The sequence below is a fragment of the Francisella sp. 19X1-34 genome (assembly GCF_041102755.1).
In the GTDB taxonomy this organism is placed as follows: Bacteria; Pseudomonadota; Gammaproteobacteria; order Francisellales; family Francisellaceae; genus Francisella.
Genome location: NZ_JBGCTX010000018.1, coordinates 16340 through 36309, shown reverse-complemented (window position 1 = coordinate 36309; position 19970 = coordinate 16340). Strand labels below are relative to the sequence as shown.

Here is a 19970-nt window from a genome sequence, read left to right as displayed (position 1 = left end):
GCATATCTAGGAATGATTAAATTAGCTTGTACTTTTATTTGGCTTCGATGAAAATTTATTTTTGTGCACAGAGCCTATATTTAATTCTCTATTTTAAGGAAAAAGTTAAAAAAGATTTTTAATATCATCAACCTCAAAATCATTATATTTATCAAAAATTTCAACTAGCTCTACAGGAATTTTTGCCGGTCGTCCTTTTTGAGCATTTACCATCACCCAAAGGGTATCTGCTTTACATAAAAGAGCTTTATCTGACTTTCTATAGATGTGATATTTTCTAAATGTAGAGATTTTTGTGATACTCTCCACCCATGTGACAACTACAATATCATCACCTAAAAACCCTTGAGCTAAATACTCAATAGTATGCTTTTTAGCAAACCATGTTAGACCATTAGTTTCTGTAATATCAAAGACTCCATTATCCTTCACATGAGCAATTGCAATATCCTGCATCCATTGTAGATATACAATGTTATTTAGATGATTATTCGGATCTATATGCTCAGGTAAAACTTTTGTTTCATAAACAAAATACTTTAATTGATCTTTCATTTTTCACCCAAAAACTCAACTAAATCACTATAGCCACCAATTTGCTTACCATCAATAAAGATCAAAGGTGTAGTTTCTAGGTTATATTTTTGTTTAAAAGCATCTGTTTCTGCCCTAGTTTTTAAAATATGATCTTCAAATTGCCAACCCTTTTCTTCAAAAAGAACTTTTGCTTTTAAACCATAAGGACAAGTTTTTTCAGGTGTTACCATACGATATAAAACTATTTTGTTAAATTTTTGAGTCATTGTTTTACATTCCAAGATAATGTAATGTTGATAGTATAAAGTATAGCATCAGTAATGAAATAAGAAAGGAGATCTAAATGTGTACAAATGTTTTTATAAATAAAAACCAGTATAAAATAGAGGCTAGATCTATGGATTTCCCAATCAACATAGCTTTTCAAAATTGTATAAGCTATGTTGGCATTGATAATACTATGGATGTAATTATTGACGCTGATAAGATACCTGATTCTCAGTTAACCAGCTGGAAAACACGCTATGGTTTTTTTGGTAGATTAGCATTTGGAAGATGTCTTACAGACGGTTTAAACACTCAAGGTTTATCATTCAGCTTTTTATATCTCGATGTTACAGAACACCCTAGTTTTAATAAAGAAGATAAAAGAAAAGTTTTATCTGTCTATTATATCGGCAATTTTCTATTATCTATGGCAAAAGATGTTCCTCAAGCGCTAAAGCTTATATCTGAACATCAAATAGTCGGTGGAGCATTAGAACTTAAGCCTGGGATTTTTGTAAAAAATATTCCTATACATTTTTGCTTAAGAGATTCAAAAGGTAATACAGCTGTTATAGAGTTCATTAGTGGTAAGGTTAATGTATATGAGAATAAGGGTAATATCTTAACCAATGCCCCTACTTATGATTGGCATCTAGAGAATATCAAAGAATATAAATCTTTATTAGAACCTTTTGAAAATAGTAATAATAAATTTTCTGATAAAGCAATAAGCTATAAAGATACTGTATCAAGTTCTCGTCCTGAAGTTGCTCAACTAATAGGTATGCCTGGAGATTTCAGTGGTGTATCTAGATTTATCAGAGCTTACATCCTCTCACAACTAGTTCCTGAGCCTCAATCAAATAGAGAAGCTTGTTTCCATGCTTCATCAATTATTAATAATGTATCTGTACCACCATATGAGGTTTCTATGACTTTATGGACTACTATTAAAGATCTAAAAAATCTAATAGTCTCATATAAAGATATTGCAGCATATCAAGGTAATAGTCCTACTGGAGTTTATGCAGCAGGTATTAACGAAGGATATATCAGTTATGATCTAAATGCTATGAATTTTACTGATGTGCCTCCTGAAGCAAACAAGCATATAATCAAGCCTATTCCAAAAGAAGATGTTATTAAGATTGTTAATATGAGTGATGTAGTTGGTTTAGAAAGACAGTAATATCTATAAATTATTCTAACTAATTATTTCATTCTAATTGGCATGTGATTACAAAATGGCTCTTCTGCTAAATAGCTACCGTGAATATTATAGGCTCTAGCTCTACAACCTCCACAGATTTTGATAAACTCACAAGAGCCACATTTACCCTCATAAGCACTAAAATCACGCATATCGTGCATTACATCACTGTTTTGCCAAATATCTGCAAATGATTTTTCCTTAACATTACCAGCACTAACAGGTAGATAACTACATGGATAGACATTACCATCAACATCTAGCAAACATATACTTTGCCCAGCAATACAGCCCTTACCTCCACCAGTACCGAAGCTAAGAGCTCGTGAGCGAACTTTTGCATTGTCTTCTTTATTACGCTCAAAACGAATACGATAATAATGTGGCGCGCACGTTGGACGTACAAGCATATCTTGCTCATCAGCTTCCATATCATAATGCCAATTTAAAATATCTTGATAATCATCAACATCTATTAACTCTTGCATAAGCTCTTCGCCACGCCCTGTCGGTACTATCATAAAAAGATACCATGCTGTAGCTTCAAGAGATTTTGCAAGTTTATAAACATCTTTGATCTCATGCTGATTGCGTTTGGTAAATGATGAGTTTATCAAAAATGGTATACCATGTTTTTTAAATAATTTTGCAGCATTTACAGTTGCTTCAAACGCACCTTTTTGACTACGAAAATCATCATGTGTTTCAGCTGTAGCTCCATCTATACTTAAAGATACTATACTTATACTTGAGTTTTTAATTTTCTCACAAATCTCATCTGTAACTAATGAGCCATTGGTTGCTAAAGCCATGCGTAGACCTTTACTAGCACCATATTCTGCTAGCTCAAAGATATCTGCTCGTAAAAGAGGCTCTCCTCCTGATAATACTAATACAGGGTTTGTAAACTCGACTATATTATCAATAATTCTAAAGCCTTCCTTATTAGAGAAATCAGGGTGACCAAGCACCTCACACTCTGAAGATGAACGACAATGCACACACTTAAGATTACAACGTCTAGTTGTCTCCCATGCCATCCATTTAAGTTGGTGTTTCACAGTATTTACCTAAATAGATAATCTAAATTTATTAATATTAATTATACCAAATATACTCTTAAACAAGTATTACTAAAATAAAATCTACAAATGCTTAGATCTCTTAGGTATTATATAGATAAAAGTTTTATATATTAATCTTATAAAAAATGAAGTTAAAGAAAATATTTTTAGTAGCTGCACTAGCTGTTTGTTGTATTAGTTTAAATAGCTGTATATTGAAACTACCGTTTCAGATTGTCGGTGATGTGATTGATGATATTACGCCTTAGTATTAATAATTTGTAAATTATGAGCTTTTTGTTCCTCTTTAGAGTAATCGAGCTATTTGGTCTATAAAATCATATAAATAATAAAGAAATGGAATTTGGATAAGAATTAAAAACTTACCCTCAAATCTCTGAATATTTTCTAATGCCTATAAAAGCTTGAAGCATAAAGATTATCTACTATGGTTTTCCTCACTCCTTTTTAACCTCATTCAAAACCTCACAAACCTCCTCAGCTACTCTACTAGGAAATATTCCAATATAGCCACCTAGCTTTTCAGCTAGATTATCTCCTGCTAAACCATGGATATATACTGCTAATCTACTTGCTGATAGAGTATCTAAACCTTGTGATAAAAAAGCTCCAATAATTCCAGATAATACATCCCCTTGCCCCGCTACTGCCATGCCTTGATTACCTGTAGTATTTATATAGATTTCATTATCTTTACAAATTAGGCTTCCAGCTCCTTTTAGTACTACTGTGGTAGTATATTTTTTAGCTAAAGCTCTAACTGCAGCAAATCTATCTTCTTGAATTTCGTTTGTGGTACAACCAAGTAATCTTGCTGCTTCTGCAGGATGTGGAGTTATTATTTTATTTTTTAAATTAATAAATTTTTCTCTAACTTGTTTATTTGTTGAGATTATATTTAGAGCATCTGCATCAAAAACTGCTGGTTGAATCAGATTATCAATTATTAGTTCTAAGATTTGTTGAGATTCATCAGTTTTATCAAAGCCAACTCCTACTACCAAAGCCGAGAAAGTATTTAGATTTTTAGAGATATTCTCCAAAGATTTTGTCATTAGCTCAGGCATAGACATATCAGCACGAAAGTCTTTATCCAAAGATATCATTGAGACCTTGCCACAACCACTATATAGCGAGCTTTTACCAGCTAACTGCAAAGCTCCATTCATACCAACATTACCACCAATTATAGCTAGATTGCCATAAGTGCCTTTGTTAGTATTTTTCTTTTTTCTAAGAATATTATCAAGATTTATATTTTGAATATCATTTTTATAAACTTGATACTTTGATTGACTAATCTTTATATTTTCACTATTAATTAGCTTTTTAACTGTTACTTTACCAGCATAATCTAGACCATCGCCAGTATGTAAACCTTGTTTATCTGCTAAGAATGTAATTGTTTCATTAGCTTCGATTACTTCACCATATATTTTGGCATTAAAAGCTCCTAAACCACTTGGTACATCTATCGCTAAAGTATATTTTGAATTTTCATTTATAGTTTTAACAATCTCTAAGACATCTCCTTGTAAATCCCTATCCAGACCTATGCCAAATATTCCATCGATTACTACATCATAATCATTAATATTTGGTAACTTATCTAAAGAAGCTTTTAGCTTTGAGAACTCTTTATAATAGTATTGATTATCCTTATTTCCCTTAGTAAAAACTCTATAAACATCAACACTGTAGCCATTAATTAAAAGCTTAATCGCAGCTGCAATACCATCACTACCATTATTACCAGCACCAACTATTACTAGAATTTTATTTTGCTTATCAAATTTTGCACAAATAAGCTTAACTATCTCATCAGAGGCATTTTCAATCAGGTTTAACCCTTGAGAAATAGCATACTCTTCAATTTCGCGATTTTGTTTTTCAGTAAGAAAAGTCATATCCATAGACCTAAAAACCATTCTATATATGAATATAATAAGCTAAAGATATAAACTTTAATACGATGATATTTTAGAATTTGCGCTTAGGTGGTTTTTTCATAAAAGATCTATTTGGTGTCCTTGAAACAGTTTATGATATATGGAAACTCTTTAGTAACATAATAACCATAGCTACCATTATACTCCATACCATTACATTCATCTAAATCACCATTACCTGCAACATATTCATAATCATCAACAAACTCACCTGTATACTTACCTCCTGGACTATCTGGTGTATTTGGACGATTACCTTTTTTTAGCTGATAACTAGATTTAACAGCTACAATTTTGCCATCTCTGTTAATATAGCTGCCATAAATAGGAAAGCCATCCGCTGCAAAGCCTATTACAGGGGATTCTACAGTTGAATTATCCAAAAATAGCGCATTTGGCGAAGCATGATAGTGGTATGTTCCATCAGGTTGAGAATGCGCATGATGAGTATCCATTACAAATTCAGACTCTTCATATGCTGGGTTATAGCGCCACTTAGCATTCGGATTAAAGCAACCAATTCTACCATCTCCTACACCATAACAGCCTGCAGCAAGTAAATCTACTTTGACCCCGTTTAACATAATTGCATTATCCATTCTTAACGATAAAGGAATTGGTTTAGCTAACTGTTTAGGATTCTTCGAAATTGCATAAATTTGATATTGAGGCACTACTTTATTTGGAAAAGCACCCTCTTTAGCATCATCATAAGTATGATTTGGAATTCCATTACTAATAATAATACAATCCTTAGTATTAGTCTTTATTGTCATATATGATGAGTTTTTTTGATTTAAGTTAAAATCATCTGCTAAAGCAAAATAGTTACCCATATAGCTACTACAATAAGGTGATCTTTCAGATAAAACCACATCTGTAATATCTACACCATTCTTATCTTTTATGACATAACCATATCTATTTAATTGATGATGGGGAAAACCATTATGATCATGTGCCATGCTCTCAAATGGAATACTAAGCATTGCTACACTAAATAACTTTAGGCTAAAACTCTTACGATCTATCATAAACAATCTCAAAACAGTTTATGTTTATAGACTACAATTTACACCTAAAATTTTATTAAAGCAAAAATAATTTAATATTTTTAGAAAAATAAGATAATTTTCTTTTAGACTAAATATTATGACTTAAATGTCCCAACGTTGAACTGCTTCGACACTATCTGTAGGTCCTGTATTAAAACATATTTTTGCAGATTTTGCATGCTCATGTACCACATTTACTAACTTTTCAAATAGAATAAAGCAACTATCATCCTTACGTACACCAGCACCTATAAGGATAATATCAAAAGTGTTGTTAGAAAGCACCTCAAGGACTTCTTTAACAGCTGCTTCTTCACTAGTTATATAACCCATCTGAGCATCATAACCGATATCATTTAACTTTTGTAAATCTCCTTCAAGAACACTACGAAGCTTTTCTGGATCCATTCCAGGATATTTAGCATAGTCTACAGAATTTGGTTCCCACCCTATACAAAGTACTTTTTTTACACTCATTTTATATCTCCATTTATTTTTAATTCAAATAAATTGTATCTTAATAATAAACTATTAACATTAGTTTTTATTAACAAGGCTTATTAAAAATAATATGCTAGTTTTATAAAAAAGTATGTTATCAATAATCACCTAAAACTTACCTGTTTTTAAAAAACTCTCTACTTTATTAAGTGTTTCAGGGTCATGATGAATCTCACCATGGTTCTTATTTAGAATAACTCTATCACTACTATTGATAGCAAGTGCTGACTCTACTTCTACTAAACCATCATGATCTTTATTAAGACATAAATTAGCTAAAAGATTAAGTTTTGAATGCTTATTACCAGCAATTAAACCAACTGGAAACTTCGCAGAGACTTTGTTACAAACTTCTAAATACTCATTCGTTGCCATTAGCTCTTTATTTGGTTTTAATATTCTAGAATAAAAAGGAATCTTATCACCAAAATCAGCAATCTTTGATCCTTTAAATGGAGTTGCTATAAAAACACATTTATCTACACTTTCAAGTTGCAACTTATCTATAGTTTTACAAACTATTATACCGCCCATACTATGAGCTAAGAACGTAAAAGATTTTGTTTGTGGGATATTTTGTATAACTTGGCACAGCTTGGCAACAGCCACATCAACACCAACAAATGTAGTAGGTAAGTCTATGGATATAATATCATCATAATGTTGCCTAAAGAAACTCTCTAAGCTACGCATATCTTTACTATTTTTTATAAAACCATGGACAAGTATCAAAATTTTGTCTGTTTTCATCTATAAACAAATACTTATTTGTTTTTATAGATTATATCCAAATCCGATTAAATTATCTTTTAAAATAATATTTGGTTCATTAAAAGTTATATAGTTACTATAAATATCCTTTGACACCCAATCTAAAGGATCAAGATCTGCTATAGTAATATTTTCAGCTAGAGCAAAACTTGCTGTAGCTAAGATCCCTGCTGGGGATTCCATCATACAGCCTACCATACATGGTATACCTGCCTCATCAGCTAACTTCTTTATTTTTTTAGCTTCTAAAATACCTCCAGTTTTTGCAAGCTTGATATTTATCATATTACAAGCTCTCTCATCTATAACTCGTTTAGCATCACTAGAGTTAAATACTGACTCATCTGCAACTATTGGAATATTACTAAACTGTGTTATCTCTTGCATAGCAGATATATCATAATATTTGACTGGTTGCTCAATTATCTCAACCTTTAAGCTATATTTATTTAGTTCTTCAATAAACTGTTTTGTTTGAGTGATGCTCCATCCTTGATTAGCGTCAAATCTAAATTTAATACTCTTATCAAACTCATTATCTAAAGCTTTAAGTAGTTCTATATCTCTTTTAAAATCAGCACCAGTTTTAACTTTTATAGCTGAAAAGTTAGCCTCAACACCATTTTGGATATTTTGTATAGTTTCAGCAACTGTGCCACAACTTATAGATACATCAGTTTCGATAGTATTATTTTTTGCACCAAGCAGATTTGCTACAGAGATATTTTTTTGTTTAGCTAATAAATCATGAAATGCCAAATCAATAGCCATTTTTGCTGATGAATTAAACATCACTCTACTAAAAACCTGTTGCAATACCTCTTTATAGTCACTTAAATATGCACCTTTAATAACTGGTGTAAAAATTTCACTTATAATATATTGCATCCCTTGTAGAGTATCTCCAGTAACTGCTGTTGTTGCTGGAGCTACACCATAGCCTTTTAGCCCATTATCTAATGCTAACTCAACTACCAAAGCATCAATATGATCTGTACTTCGTACAGCTGTTATAAATGTCCTTTTAAGAGCTATTTTTACGATAGATGTTTTTATATCAATTATTTTACTCATACAGCAAATCCTGAAAGTATTTTAGCTACGATTAAACCACCTTGAGTCCCTACTAAAAACCCTAATAAAGCCATAACTACAGCTATAGAAACTAAACTTCTACTATAAGCACTTGCTAAAATAGGAGCTCCTGCAATACCACCAATATTAGCTAATGATGCGATAGAACACATTGCGAGATTTAATCTAAATATCTTAGCTATGATTGTCATTATTATAGCATGTATAACTAAAATCATTATACCACATGCTATATATATAGGTGCCTCAGAGAAGCCTTTAAATGAAGAGCCTGAAGCTATTAACGCTACTAAAAAGTATAAGAATATAGTCGCAATAATACTATCACTTCTTATCTTAGCTATCGGAGTCATCGCTCCTATAAATCCTAGGAATGTTACAATTAAAATAGTCCAAGTTTTTGTCGTTATTAATGCTGTTTGAGGTAGATAACTTGCTACAATAGTCGCAATATCTGTAGCTGTAAATGCCACAGCTATTAATAAAAATATTCCTACAAAATTGATATCTCCCTTTAAATTATAAGGATCCTTGATATCAACTTTGCTAATATGCTCCTCTAATGATCCTGCTTTTGTCCACTTATCAAAAAGCTTAGCTCGAGATATAAGAGCAAATAAAAGAGCAAACCAGATAGTATAGCTTATTGAATCTGTCAAAAGTATATATCCCATCTGACTATCTGGAGTATTAAGAGCTTGCTTAACTGCGATCATATTACCAGTACCACCCATCCAACTAGCTGATAACGCAGAGAAACCTTTCCAAGCGTCAGGTGATATATATCTACCAATAGTTAGGTACATAATTATGAAAGCTATCATTATACTGATACTTGCGCCAAAAAAAGCTATTAGAAGTTTTCTTCCAAGCTTAATCACAAGTCTGATATCACAACGGATCAACATTAAAAATAGCATTATAGGCAAAATTAGGCCTTCAAGTTGAGACTTTGTTTGTTTGATTTCTATAGAATGAGTATTCCATAAACCAAGTATTGACAATACAACTATCAAAAAATATATAATTACAATAGCTGGGAAATATTCAAATATTTTTGATTTAGATTTACTAGAAATAAGTACTATAACACTACATATTAACAGTAGTGAAGATATATAAGAAAGAGATGATGAAATCACTTTTAACTCCTGATTTTATTATTAAATTAAAAAACTTTGTAAGTTTTATCATGTACACGCGTGCATACATACCTTTAAGATTCTACTTAAACCAGCCCCTAAAGCCAATACATTATCTAGCTCTCAAATATAATTGAAATAGATTTCTTTTAAAAAAAGAGAGGGATATTCTTAGAGGTTTATCATAGATATTTAAATTAAAAAATTAATCTCTTAGGAAGTTATCAATATCAGGAATTAGATCTTCAGGAATTGTCTTAGGAGCATATCTTACAACAGTTTTACCATCTTTTGATACTAAAAATTTAGTAAAGTTCCACTTTATTCTTTCAGTGCCTAAAATCCCTTTTGCTTGCTCTTTTAAGTAATGAAATAGAGGTTCTGAATCCTTACCATTAACTTTTGTTTTTTTCATAATTGGGAATGTAATACCAAAGTTAGTTTCACAAAAACCTTTTATTTCAGAATCACTTCCTGGCTCCTGACCTCCAAAAGAGTTACAAGGAAATCCTACAATTTCCAAATCTGGATATATTTCATGTAAATGTTGCAAACCTTTATATTGCTTTGTAAAACCACACTTACTCGCTACATTTACTATTAGTAAAACCTTATTTTTTGGTAAATAGAATTCTGATCCATCTCCCGCTGTAAGCTTAAAATCATAAATAGACATATTATTACCTCATATATTTTATTAAAAACTTTGATCTGCAGTTTTTAAATCCTGCGTATTTAATATATTAAAAATCTCATCCACCAATCTAGGAGAGACATCATACTGTATTGCAAATGATGTACGTGTTTTATCCAATGATTTATCCTTAAATGGGTCATAGTTTGGTAGATCTTGCTTTTTCTCAAGCTTCAGCATTTTTTTTCGCCACCCTTTGCGCTCTGCTATCAGCTCAATTATTTGCTGGTCTGCATTTAAAATTTTGGTTTTATAACTCTCAACAGATGGCTTAGCAGCATTATTGCGAGCCATTGCAAAAGACGAACAGCAGCAAGCAAAACTTAAGATAAATATTATACACTTTTTCATATATTGATTAATAAATCTAAAATAGTCTTACTACTATAATGTTTTATAAAAAGATTTAAAAGTCTACAACAAGTAAAAATAAACAAAATAGCCTATATATCAAGGATAAGTTTTTACTAGCTTCTCAAATAATGACTTCCTATACTTTCTTTTCTTTCTAAAGCACTTTGTATAGTAAGCTTAGACATCTTTAGAGTTTTTCTATAATTTTCCATATTAACATCAAAACTATCTAAAGCAATATTTTCATTTAAATCCTCTTCTAATAGACTGATTTGTTGATAAGCTTCTTCTAGCCCTGCTTGTCTTCTAACTAAGCCAACTTTATCCCACATTAATTGCTTTATTTGGAACATTTGTTGAGAATAATCTTTTTTTGAATCAATTAGCTTTAGATTCTCATTATTCTGGCATGATTCTTTTGTAAAGTTATTCAAGATATCTTTACTTGCCTCTAAGGCATATACGATACATTCTAATAACGAGTTACTCGCTAACCTATTTGCCCCATGCAGACCAGTACAAGAAACCTCTCCTGTAGCGTATAAGTTTTGTATATTTGTTTTAGAATTTCTATCTACAACTATTCCTCCACAACTATAGTGAGCCGCTGGTGATATAGGTATCCTATCAATAGTTGGATCTATATCGTTCTCTAATAATTTTTGATATATATAAGGAAACTCATCTTGCCATTGACTAGCACTTAGATGGGTAGCATTTAAATAAATATCTCTCCCAGCTTGCATATTGATATAAATCTGTCTTGCTACAATATCTCTAGGAGCAAGGTCTTTTCTCTCATGAATTGATTTCATGATTCTTATGCCTTTTTCTGTCTCTAATACTGCACCACTACCACGAATAGCCTCAGATATTAAAGTAGGCTCTCCACCTTTACCTAAAAAACAAGTAGGATGGAATTGCGTAAACTCTAAATTTTCTAACTGACAGCCTATATCATGTGCCATAATCATCGCGCTACCATTACCAGCAGTAGCATTAGTTACATACTTGTATAAACCAGATGCTCCTCCTGATGCTAATATCACCTTCTCTGCAAAAAACTTGGTTACTTGAAACTTAGCATTATAAGTATACAGACCTATACATTTATCATCTTTCTTAATTAATCTAAATGCTTTATGTTCGGAGTATAATGAGATATTTTTAAACTGATGAAGACTTTCATATAACTTTGAAATAACAGCTCTTCCTGTGTAGTCTTTGATATGAAGAATTCTTGCTAATGAATGACCACCTTCTAAATGTAGGTTATAGTTTCCATCTTTATTTTTATCAAACTCAACTCCATGCTTTTCGAGCCATTTTATTGAAGAATTTGAATTACTTACGACTTGATTTATACTTTCTAAATTTGCAACACTTCCACTTGCGATATAGGTATCTGTCACATGTGAGTCTATACTATCTTCTTCAGATATTATCGCAGCAATTCCACCTTGAGCATATGAACTAGCACAATAGTTTACTGCTTTATCACATATAATTGCGACATTTAAGTCATGTTCAGCTAGATCTATAGCAGCAACAACTCCCGCTAAGCCGCCACCAACTATAGCTACATCATGTTTTTGAACATCCATTTTAGATCTGAACCTGCATAGATAAATCTACTGCATTAATGTGCTTTGTAATGGCGCCAACAGATATAAAATCAACTCCTGTCTTTGCCATTTCTACGATAGTATCACTATCAATATTGCCAGAGACTTCTAAAGCCACTTTATCTTTTGCAAGCTCAACTGCTGTATAAATATCCTTAACTGAGAAATTATCAAGCATAGTAATATCTGCCCTAGCATTTATTGCTTGATTTAACTCATCTAAGCTTGTGACTTCAACTTCTACAACTTTACTACTGTCTAACTCTTTAGCTTTTGCCACAGCTTGAGATATACCTCCAGCTGAGCGAATATGATTTTCTTTAATCAAATAACCATCAAATAAACCTATACGATGGTTAAACCCGCCGCCACATTTGACTGCATATTTCTGTGCCAAACGAAAACCTGGAATAGTCTTACGCGTATCAAGTAGTTTAGTTTTGTAGTTTGATATCAATTTAACTAGGTCATTTGTAGCAGTTGCTGTTGCTGAAAGCATTTGAATAAAATTCAACATCGTTCTTTCAGCTGTGAGAATACTTCTTGCATTACCTCTTAATTCAAATATTTTTTCACCTGCTAGTGCCTTTTGAGCATCGTTATAAAACCATGTTATTTGTATACTATCATCAACTTGGTTAACTACCTCATTAGCAAACTTTTGGCCACAAAGAACCATATCTTCACGCGTAATACAAAAGGCTGTAGTATTAATATCCTGAGCTAATTGTGCTGTGATATCACCGCCTGCAACATCTTCCTCTAAAGCTCGTTCTACTAAGTTTTTAATAATTTGCTTAGGAACGTCAGTTATTTGATTATTATTTAGCATTACTTTGGACATAAATATTTCCTAGAAATTTATCATTCTATTTAAAGGGATAAGTGCTTTTTTACGTATATCTTCATCTACAAAGATTTGATTATTTTGCAATACTAGACAGTCTCTTAGATTTTTTAACTGATTTAGCTTCATCCATGGGCATTTAGCACAAGACTGGCAAGTCGCTCCTCGACCAGCTGTAGGAGCAGGAATAAACTCTTTATGTGGAGATAACTGCTTCATTTTATAGAAAACACCAGTATCAGTGGCAACTATAAATTTATTATTATCCATCTTATAGCTAGCAGCTATTAACTGTGAAGTAGAACCAACCGCATCTGCTCTTTCTATAACTTCAGCCGGAGACTCTGGATGAACTAAAACAGCAGCTTCTGGATACTCAAGCATTAAATCATCTAAAGCTTGCGCCTTAAACTCTTCATGTACTATACAACTTCCATCATATAATAACATATCTGCTCCAGTCTGTTTTGCAATCCAATCACCTAAAAATTTATCTGGGCCCCAAAGGATTTTTTTACCTTGCTTATGTAGATAAGAACAAATCTCTAAAGCATTTGAAGAAGTAACTGTCCAATCTGCCAAAGCCTTTATTTCAGCAGATGTATTTACATACACGACAACTTCTTTATCTGGATGCTCTTCTATAAACTCTTTAAATTTGCCATTATTACAACTTAAATCTAAAGAACATTCTGCTTCTAAAGTTGGCATTAGGATTTTTTTCTCAGGACTAAGAATTTTAGCAGAATCTCCCATAAATCTTACACCTGCAACAACTAAAGTATCGCACTCACTTTCTAAGCCAAATTTAGCCATAGCAAGAGAATCTCCAATAAACCCTCCAGTTTGCTCTGCAAGCTCTTGAATTTCTGCATCTACATAATAATGAGCCACTAAGCAAGCATTGTTTTGTTTTAATAGCTCTTTTATTTCATCGATATATTTTTGCTTTTCTATATCTTTAATTTTTAAGCTTGGCAATTTTTGTCTAGCTTGCGATATTTTATCTTTTATAAGTTTTTGATTTAACATCCAAATGCTCCTTTTTAACCTTGGATATTTTCTTCGAAATATTTACACAATTTTTTCAATGATTGACTAAAGTCATCATTAATTAGCTGATAATCAAATTCATCAGCATGAGAAATCTCTGCCTCTGCTTGATCCATTCTATAATCAATAGTTTCCTTTGAATCAGTATTTCTTGTTTCTAAACGCTTTCTTAACTCATCCATAGAAGGAGGTAATATAAATATGCTCTTTGCTTTTGCTCCATATATTACTCGAGTCTGCTGAGCTCCTTGCCAATCAATTTCAAGTATTATATTTTTACCTTCAGCAAGTAGCTTATCTATCTCGGCTTTTGATGTACCATAATAGTTTCTAAAAACCTTAGCATACTCAATAAAGCCATTTTCTTTAAGCATTTGCTCAAATTTCTCTACAGAAACAAAATGGTACTCTTTACCATTTGTCTCTCCAACTCGAGGTGCTCTAGTTGTATGAGATGTCGCTACTACAAAATTATCTTTGCCTATTTGTGTTTCTAAAAAAGCTTTTAATAAAGAACTTTTACCAGCACCTGATGGCGCAGAAACTATAAAAATATAGTTACTCATTTGTAAAAATCATAATTGAATAGATAGTTCGGTGAATTATACAGGTTTCGTTAATCAAATAGAACAAACATAGGCTAAATTTATATATTAGTTCCTAGAAAATTTCCTATAATTCTTACTTTAGTATATGAGAAAGTTGATATTTATAGAAATTTTATTCTCTATAAAATGTATTAGAAAATTATTGAGCGGTAATATTTAGTTTTTTACCAGCGACCCATACTCTTTTAAGATGATTCACAACCTTTGGAGATAAGTTTGAAGGTAAATCTACCAAAGTATAATCTTTTTGAATAGAGATATTACAAATATGCTTACTATCAATATTTCCTTCATTTGCTATAGCACCTACAATATTTCTCGGCTGAACGTCATTATCACGACCAACCTCTAATTTATATGTAGTCAAATCTATATTTGGAGCTCTACGTGGTTTTCTTTCTGATCTATCAAAGCGTCTATCACCACGATCACTTCTATCATTACGGTCGCCTCTGCGCTCAAACCTATCATTTCTTCTACCATCTCTAGGATTTCTATCTCTACGAGATCTATCATCTCTAGCTTGTATCTCTCTAGGGAAGAAAGATTTCTTACCTTGCGCAAGTAGTGTCAATACAGCTAAAAGCTCATCAGAATCAAGTTCTAACTCATCGCGGATACCTGTAATTATTTCTTTATATTTGTCTAAAGACTTATTCTTATCTATCGCAGAAGTTATTCTAGCTTTAAAATTCTCTATTCTGCTACTTGCTAAATCTTTTGCACTTGGCATAAAGACTTCTTGCATTGGAGATCCTGTAAATCTTTCTAGAATACGTAAAAATCTCATTTCTTTTAGAGGAACTAAAGAAATAGAAGTACCCTCACGTCCTGCTCTACCTGTACGTCCAATTCTATGCACGTAAGTATCTGTATCTCCAGGCATATCATAGTTGATCACATGAGATATTCTCTCAAGATCGATACCTCTAGCAACTACATCAGTAGCTACTAATATATCTGATTTAGAGCTTCTAAATTGATCAACGATGTATTCCCTTTGAGATTGTTGCATATCACCATTTATCGCTGCAACCTTATAACCAAGAGCTTTTAAATTATCAGCAACTTCAATTGTACTAGTTTTAGTTTTAACAAAGATAATCACACCATCAGTTTCTTCTACTTCAAGTAGTCTATCTAGAGCATCTATCTTTCTAAAACCTTTAATTACTATAAATTTTTGAGTTACAGTATTCGCTGTTTTTGTTTTTGCTTTTACTTGTATCTTACAAGGGTTTCTTAGATATTCTTGTATAATATCAGCAATATCAGCAGGAATCGTTGCTGAGAAAAGTAATCTCTGGCACTCATCCGATACATGACTTAATACAAATCTTACATCATCAATAAAGCCCATTCTAAGCATTTCATCAGCTTCATCTAATACTAATGCTCTTAAGTTATCAAGCTGTAATGTACCTTTTTCAATATGATCCATTACACGACCTGTAGTACCTACTACAACTTTAACACCTCTTTTAAGTGCTCTAATCTGTGAACCATATTCTTGACCACCATAGATACAAGCAACATCTAAATTTGGTATATTTTTTGCAAAAGCTTCAAACTGCTCTGCAACTTGTATAGCCAACTCTCTAGTAGGAGCTAATACTAAAACTTGAGGTGCTCTATCTCTAGAGTCTAAATCCATGTTATTTATTAGAGGTAATGCAAATGCTGCTGTTTTACCTGTACCCGTTTGTGCTTGACCAAGCACATCTCTACCCGATAAGATATATGGAATAGCATACTGTTGGATTGGTGTAGGATTTTCATATCCTAATTTGATAACAGTGTCTACGATATCTTGACTTAGTCCAAGCTGACTAAAATCTTTTTTAGTTTCAGAATTCATTTTTATCCGTAAATTTTTATTATGAGAAATCTTATTAATAATTTGAAAATTATGAGAAATTTAAATTATCCGCGTGATGTAACTTCTAATAGATGGTAACCAAATTGAGTTTGTACTGGACCATGAACTTTATGTAGCTCATCATTAAATACTACTTTATCAAATTCAGGAACCATTTGTCCTTGAGAAAAAGTACCTAAATCGCCACCTCTAGCACCAGATGGGCATAGAGAATGCTTTTTAGCTGCTTCTTCAAATGTAATCTTACCTTCAGTTATGTCTTTTTTGATTTGTTGACATTCAGATTCTGATTGTACTAGCAAATGTCTAGCTGAAGCTTTCATAATTATAGTTCCTTATTTTATTGATTTAACTATTAGTAATTACAACCAAAAGAATACATTATTTAAGACAAATATACAACCTAATTAAAAGCTGACTATTGACCAAGATCACGAAGTTTCTTGCCTGAGATTAGGTTATCTTCTATTTTCTCTAAACTTACACCCTTAGTTTCAGGCACAAACAGTTTCAAGAAAACTACGGCAATAACACAGAATATTGCATAACTAACAAAGATCATTGGTTTACCCCAAGCTCCTGCATCCATTATTACATTTGAATATGCTACAACTATCCAAACAAAAGTCCAGTTGACAACTGTTGTAATAGTCATACCAAATTCACGAACATTCTGTGGGAATATTTCTGAACAAATAATCCAAGCAACAGGACCCCAAGAGCAAGCAAAACCAAAGATATATACCAAACATGCTACCAATAATATATATTTAGGAAATGCTGAATGAACATGTGCAATATCAAGAGCATAAAAGCATATAGCTACAACTATCAATGCTGTAGCCATAGTTAAAGCACCCACAGTCAATAGTTTCTTTCTTCCCCACTTTTCAACCCAACGAATTGCTGGAAATGTTGAAAGAAAATTAACAAGAAATACTGCAATACCCGCTAAGATTATATTTAGCCCAGCACCTTGTAAGAAACTTGGTGCATAATATATCATCGCATTTATACCAACTAATTGCTGAAACATTTGTATGATTACACCAACAACAAGTATTTTCCAAAAAAAGCCTTTTCGTAACACTTCTTTAACAGAGTGAGATTTTTGCTTATCATTTTGGCTCATCTCTTGAAGTTCTGTTTCAATTTCATCTTTATTTCTAAGTCTTGCCAATACATCTCTAGCTTCTTTTTCTTTATCCTTCATCATTAGCCATCTAGGACTTTTAGGTAAGAAAAAACAACCAACAAACATTAAAAATGCAAACAATGTAATAACACTAAACATCAAAGTTAGCGATATTTTAGTATGACCAGATACTTCAACAATCACGACATTTACTAAGCATATCAAGAATATACCGAATGTAATCATCAACTGGAATAATGAAGACATCGCGCCTCTTATCTCTTTAGGCGCTGTCTCTGCTAAATATAAAGGAGTTGCAAAAGATGCTAGACCAACACCAAAACCTAAAATAAATCTACAAGCTGTAAGTATACCTAAAGGAGGTAATAATGAAGATACTAAAGCACCTATAAGAAATGAGAAGCCCGCTATTAATAATGTATTTTTTCTACCAAAATATCTAGTGAAAAAACCGCTACATATAGTACCTAATATACCACCATAGGCTAAAATACCATTAAATTTACCTTCAGCAATACTACCTGGAGCCATATTGTAAATATGATCTAACGTTTTGCCCGCATTTGCTATAAAGCCTTGATCTAAACCAAAGAGCAAACCTCCCAAAGCTGCTATTATAGCTATTAAAAATACGATTCTTTTATATTCCTTCTGTGCTACCATTATATCTCCATTATTATTTTATAAAACTTTTATTAACGTCCAATTTTTGCTAAAGCTTTACCAGCTCTTAAATTGTTTTCTATTTCTTCCAAAGATACGTCTTTAGTTTCTGGTACAAAGAATTTAACAAATAGTACACAAACTATACAAGATATAGCAAAACCAAAGAAGGTATTATCTGGATGGAATGTTAACCATGTAAGAGCAAAGTTACCTATAATTGCATTACATATCCAGTTACTCATAGTCGATGCTGTAACACCAAAGTCTCTACCCTCTATAGGTTGAATTTCTGAACATAAAATCCAAATTACAGGTCCCATTGATATTGCAAAACCAAATATAAATAACAAACAAAATATTAAAGCAGTCCATTGCAAAACTTGAGATAGAACCATAGCTTGGCCATAGACAAAATGCGTTTTAAATATAAGTCCTACAACTATACATGAAATTATAAGTAAGCTTAAACCAAAATATAAAATTGGCTTACGACCAAATTTATCAACATACTTAATAGCTAAGAACGTAGTCAACATATTTAGTAAACCAATAACGATAGTAGATGTTGATGGATTAGTAAAACCAGCTAACCTAAAAATATCTGTTGAATAATACATAAAAGCATTCATACCAGTAAACTGTTGGAATGCCTGAAGAGCAATACCTAAAAGTACAACTTTTATAAAGAACTTCTTCTTAAGTAAAGAAAAAACACTTACACCTTTATGAGTAGTTTGTTTGATTTCCTTATGTTCTTCTAAGGCTTCGATTTCGCAAGATCTAATTTTTTTAAGAACTAAAGCTGCCTCATCATCATTACCTTTTAAAACTAGCCATCTAGGACTTCTTGGTAAAGTTAAGCAACCCAAAAACATTATTATTGATGGAACTGCTAATACCGATAACATAACTCTCCAAGAGCCAGTACTCTCTAAAGCAGAATTAGTTAAAAATACTAAGAATAAACCTATAGTAATCATTAGCTGATAAAGAGCAATCAACGCTCCTCTAAACTCTTTTGGTGCAATTTCAGACAAGTACAAAGGAGCAATAAATGATGCTATACCTACAGCTACACCTAACACAAATCTTGAACCAATAAAAATCTCATAGTTAGGAGATAAAATCCCTACAATTGTAAATATAGAAAATATGGCAGCAGCAATCAATAGTACTTTTCTACGGCCATAATGTTTTGATAGAAATCCACTAACTAAAGCTCCACATGCTGCTCCGAGTAATAATACACTAGAAACATGGCCACTTTCAGCGACACTTAAACCGAAGGTTTTTGATATAAAGTCAAGAGAACCATTCACATAACCTATATCCATACCGAATAATAATCCAGCTAATGCTGCTATTATAGCCACGCGAATGACTACAAAATTTATTTTACTTACATTTTGCATACTACGTTTTCCTATACTGTTTACAATATTAAATTTAATTAACACTCGTAATAATGATGATATA

General features: G+C 32.0%; 21 protein-coding genes. 2 read left to right on the top strand and 19 right to left on the bottom strand.

Annotation, left to right across the window (positions count from 1 at the left end; translation table 11 throughout):
* Positions 1–105: 105 nt before the first annotated feature.
* On the bottom strand, positions 106–555 hold the full coding sequence (locus AB8E56_RS04305) for a thioesterase family protein (protein WP_329478331.1): 450 nt from the start codon (positions 553–555) through the stop codon (positions 106–108).
* Positions 552–803 carry a glutaredoxin domain-containing protein gene (locus AB8E56_RS04300; protein ID WP_329478329.1) on the bottom strand — a complete coding sequence of 84 codons (252 nt, stop codon included), beginning with the start codon at positions 801–803 and terminating at the stop codon, positions 552–554. Before AB8E56_RS04300 ends, AB8E56_RS04305 begins: the two co-directional genes overlap by 4 nt.
* 77 nt (positions 804–880) lie before the next feature.
* Here AB8E56_RS04300 and AB8E56_RS04295 point away from each other — a divergent pair, with 77 nt between their 5' ends.
* Positions 881–1993: a linear amide C-N hydrolase gene (locus tag AB8E56_RS04295; RefSeq protein WP_329478326.1), complete on the top strand. Its 1113-nt coding sequence runs from the start codon at positions 881–883 to the stop codon at positions 1991–1993.
* Positions 1994–2016: 23 nt separating this feature from the next.
* Here AB8E56_RS04295 and AB8E56_RS04290 read toward each other — a convergent pair whose 3' ends face one another.
* Entirely contained in the window at positions 2017–3075 is a 1059-nt protein-coding gene (locus AB8E56_RS04290) for a radical SAM protein (protein WP_329478323.1), read from the bottom strand.
* A gap of 149 nt (positions 3076–3224) precedes the next feature.
* On the opposite strand from AB8E56_RS04290, the gene AB8E56_RS04285 reads away from it, so the two are divergent.
* The gene (locus AB8E56_RS04285; RefSeq protein ID WP_263478761.1) at positions 3225–3347 is read left to right on the top strand and encodes a hypothetical protein; all 123 of its coding nucleotides are present in this window, start codon (positions 3225–3227) and stop codon (positions 3345–3347) included.
* Between the two features lie 189 nt (positions 3348–3536).
* On the opposite strand, the gene AB8E56_RS04280 is transcribed toward AB8E56_RS04285, so the two are convergent.
* From AB8E56_RS04280 to AB8E56_RS04205, 16 genes are all read right to left on the bottom strand, one after another.
* Complete coding sequence (locus AB8E56_RS04280; protein ID WP_329478320.1) at positions 3537–5006, bottom strand: NAD(P)H-hydrate dehydratase; 1470 nt, start codon at positions 5004–5006, stop codon at positions 3537–3539.
* A 110-nt stretch (positions 5007–5116) separates the two neighbouring features.
* Positions 5117–6082 carry a YHYH protein gene (locus AB8E56_RS04275; protein WP_329478318.1) on the bottom strand — a complete coding sequence of 322 codons (966 nt, stop codon included), beginning with the start codon at positions 6080–6082 and terminating at the stop codon, positions 5117–5119.
* A gap of 123 nt (positions 6083–6205) precedes the next feature.
* The gene (locus AB8E56_RS04270; RefSeq protein ID WP_329478316.1) at positions 6206–6580 is read right to left on the bottom strand and encodes a hypothetical protein; all 375 of its coding nucleotides are present in this window, start codon (positions 6578–6580) and stop codon (positions 6206–6208) included.
* Positions 6581–6712: 132 nt separating this feature from the next.
* The gene (locus tag AB8E56_RS04265) at positions 6713–7354 is read right to left on the bottom strand and encodes an alpha/beta hydrolase (protein WP_329478314.1); all 642 of its coding nucleotides are present in this window, start codon (positions 7352–7354) and stop codon (positions 6713–6715) included.
* Positions 7355–7378: 24 nt separating this feature from the next.
* Positions 7379–8449, bottom strand: coding sequence for a dipeptide epimerase (locus AB8E56_RS04260; protein WP_329478313.1), 1071 nt, complete (start codon positions 8447–8449; stop codon positions 7379–7381).
* Entirely contained in the window at positions 8446–9612 is a 1167-nt protein-coding gene (locus tag AB8E56_RS04255) for a DUF819 family protein (protein WP_329478311.1), read from the bottom strand. Before AB8E56_RS04255 ends, AB8E56_RS04260 begins: the two co-directional genes overlap by 4 nt.
* Positions 9613–9817: 205 nt before the next feature.
* Positions 9818–10288, bottom strand: a complete 471-nt coding sequence (locus AB8E56_RS04250) for a glutathione peroxidase (RefSeq protein ID WP_329478309.1) — start codon at positions 10286–10288, stop codon at positions 9818–9820.
* A 21-nt stretch (positions 10289–10309) separates the two neighbouring features.
* Positions 10310–10600, bottom strand: a complete 291-nt coding sequence (locus AB8E56_RS04245) for a chorismate mutase (RefSeq protein ID WP_329478335.1) — start codon at positions 10598–10600, stop codon at positions 10310–10312.
* Between the two features lie 173 nt (positions 10601–10773).
* Positions 10774–12264 (bottom strand): L-aspartate oxidase, encoded by a 1491-nt coding sequence (gene nadB, locus AB8E56_RS04240; protein ID WP_329478307.1) that lies wholly within the window; start codon positions 12262–12264, stop codon positions 10774–10776.
* A gap of 1 nt (position 12265) precedes the next feature.
* Positions 12266–13129: a carboxylating nicotinate-nucleotide diphosphorylase gene (gene nadC / locus AB8E56_RS04235; protein WP_329478305.1), complete on the bottom strand. Its 864-nt coding sequence runs from the start codon at positions 13127–13129 to the stop codon at positions 12266–12268.
* A gap of 9 nt (positions 13130–13138) precedes the next feature.
* The gene (gene nadA, locus AB8E56_RS04230) at positions 13139–14164 is read right to left on the bottom strand and encodes a quinolinate synthase NadA (RefSeq protein ID WP_329478303.1); all 1026 of its coding nucleotides are present in this window, start codon (positions 14162–14164) and stop codon (positions 13139–13141) included.
* 14 nt (positions 14165–14178) lie between these two features.
* Positions 14179–14751, bottom strand: coding sequence for a guanylate kinase (gmk, locus tag AB8E56_RS04225; RefSeq protein ID WP_329478300.1), 573 nt, complete (start codon positions 14749–14751; stop codon positions 14179–14181).
* A 181-nt stretch (positions 14752–14932) separates the two neighbouring features.
* A complete protein-coding gene (locus tag AB8E56_RS04220; protein ID WP_329478297.1) occupies positions 14933–16651 on the bottom strand; it encodes a DEAD/DEAH box helicase in 1719 nt (572 codons plus the stop codon).
* Positions 16652–16716: 65 nt separating this feature from the next.
* Positions 16717–16995 carry a peptidylprolyl isomerase gene (locus AB8E56_RS04215; RefSeq protein WP_150468328.1) on the bottom strand — a complete coding sequence of 93 codons (279 nt, stop codon included), beginning with the start codon at positions 16993–16995 and terminating at the stop codon, positions 16717–16719.
* 95 nt (positions 16996–17090) lie between these two features.
* Positions 17091–18491 carry a sugar porter family MFS transporter gene (locus tag AB8E56_RS04210; RefSeq protein WP_329478295.1) on the bottom strand — a complete coding sequence of 467 codons (1401 nt, stop codon included), beginning with the start codon at positions 18489–18491 and terminating at the stop codon, positions 17091–17093.
* A gap of 32 nt (positions 18492–18523) precedes the next feature.
* On the bottom strand, positions 18524–19906 hold the full coding sequence (locus AB8E56_RS04205; RefSeq protein ID WP_329478293.1) for a sugar porter family MFS transporter: 1383 nt from the start codon (positions 19904–19906) through the stop codon (positions 18524–18526).
* Between the last annotated feature and the right edge of the window lie 64 nt (positions 19907–19970).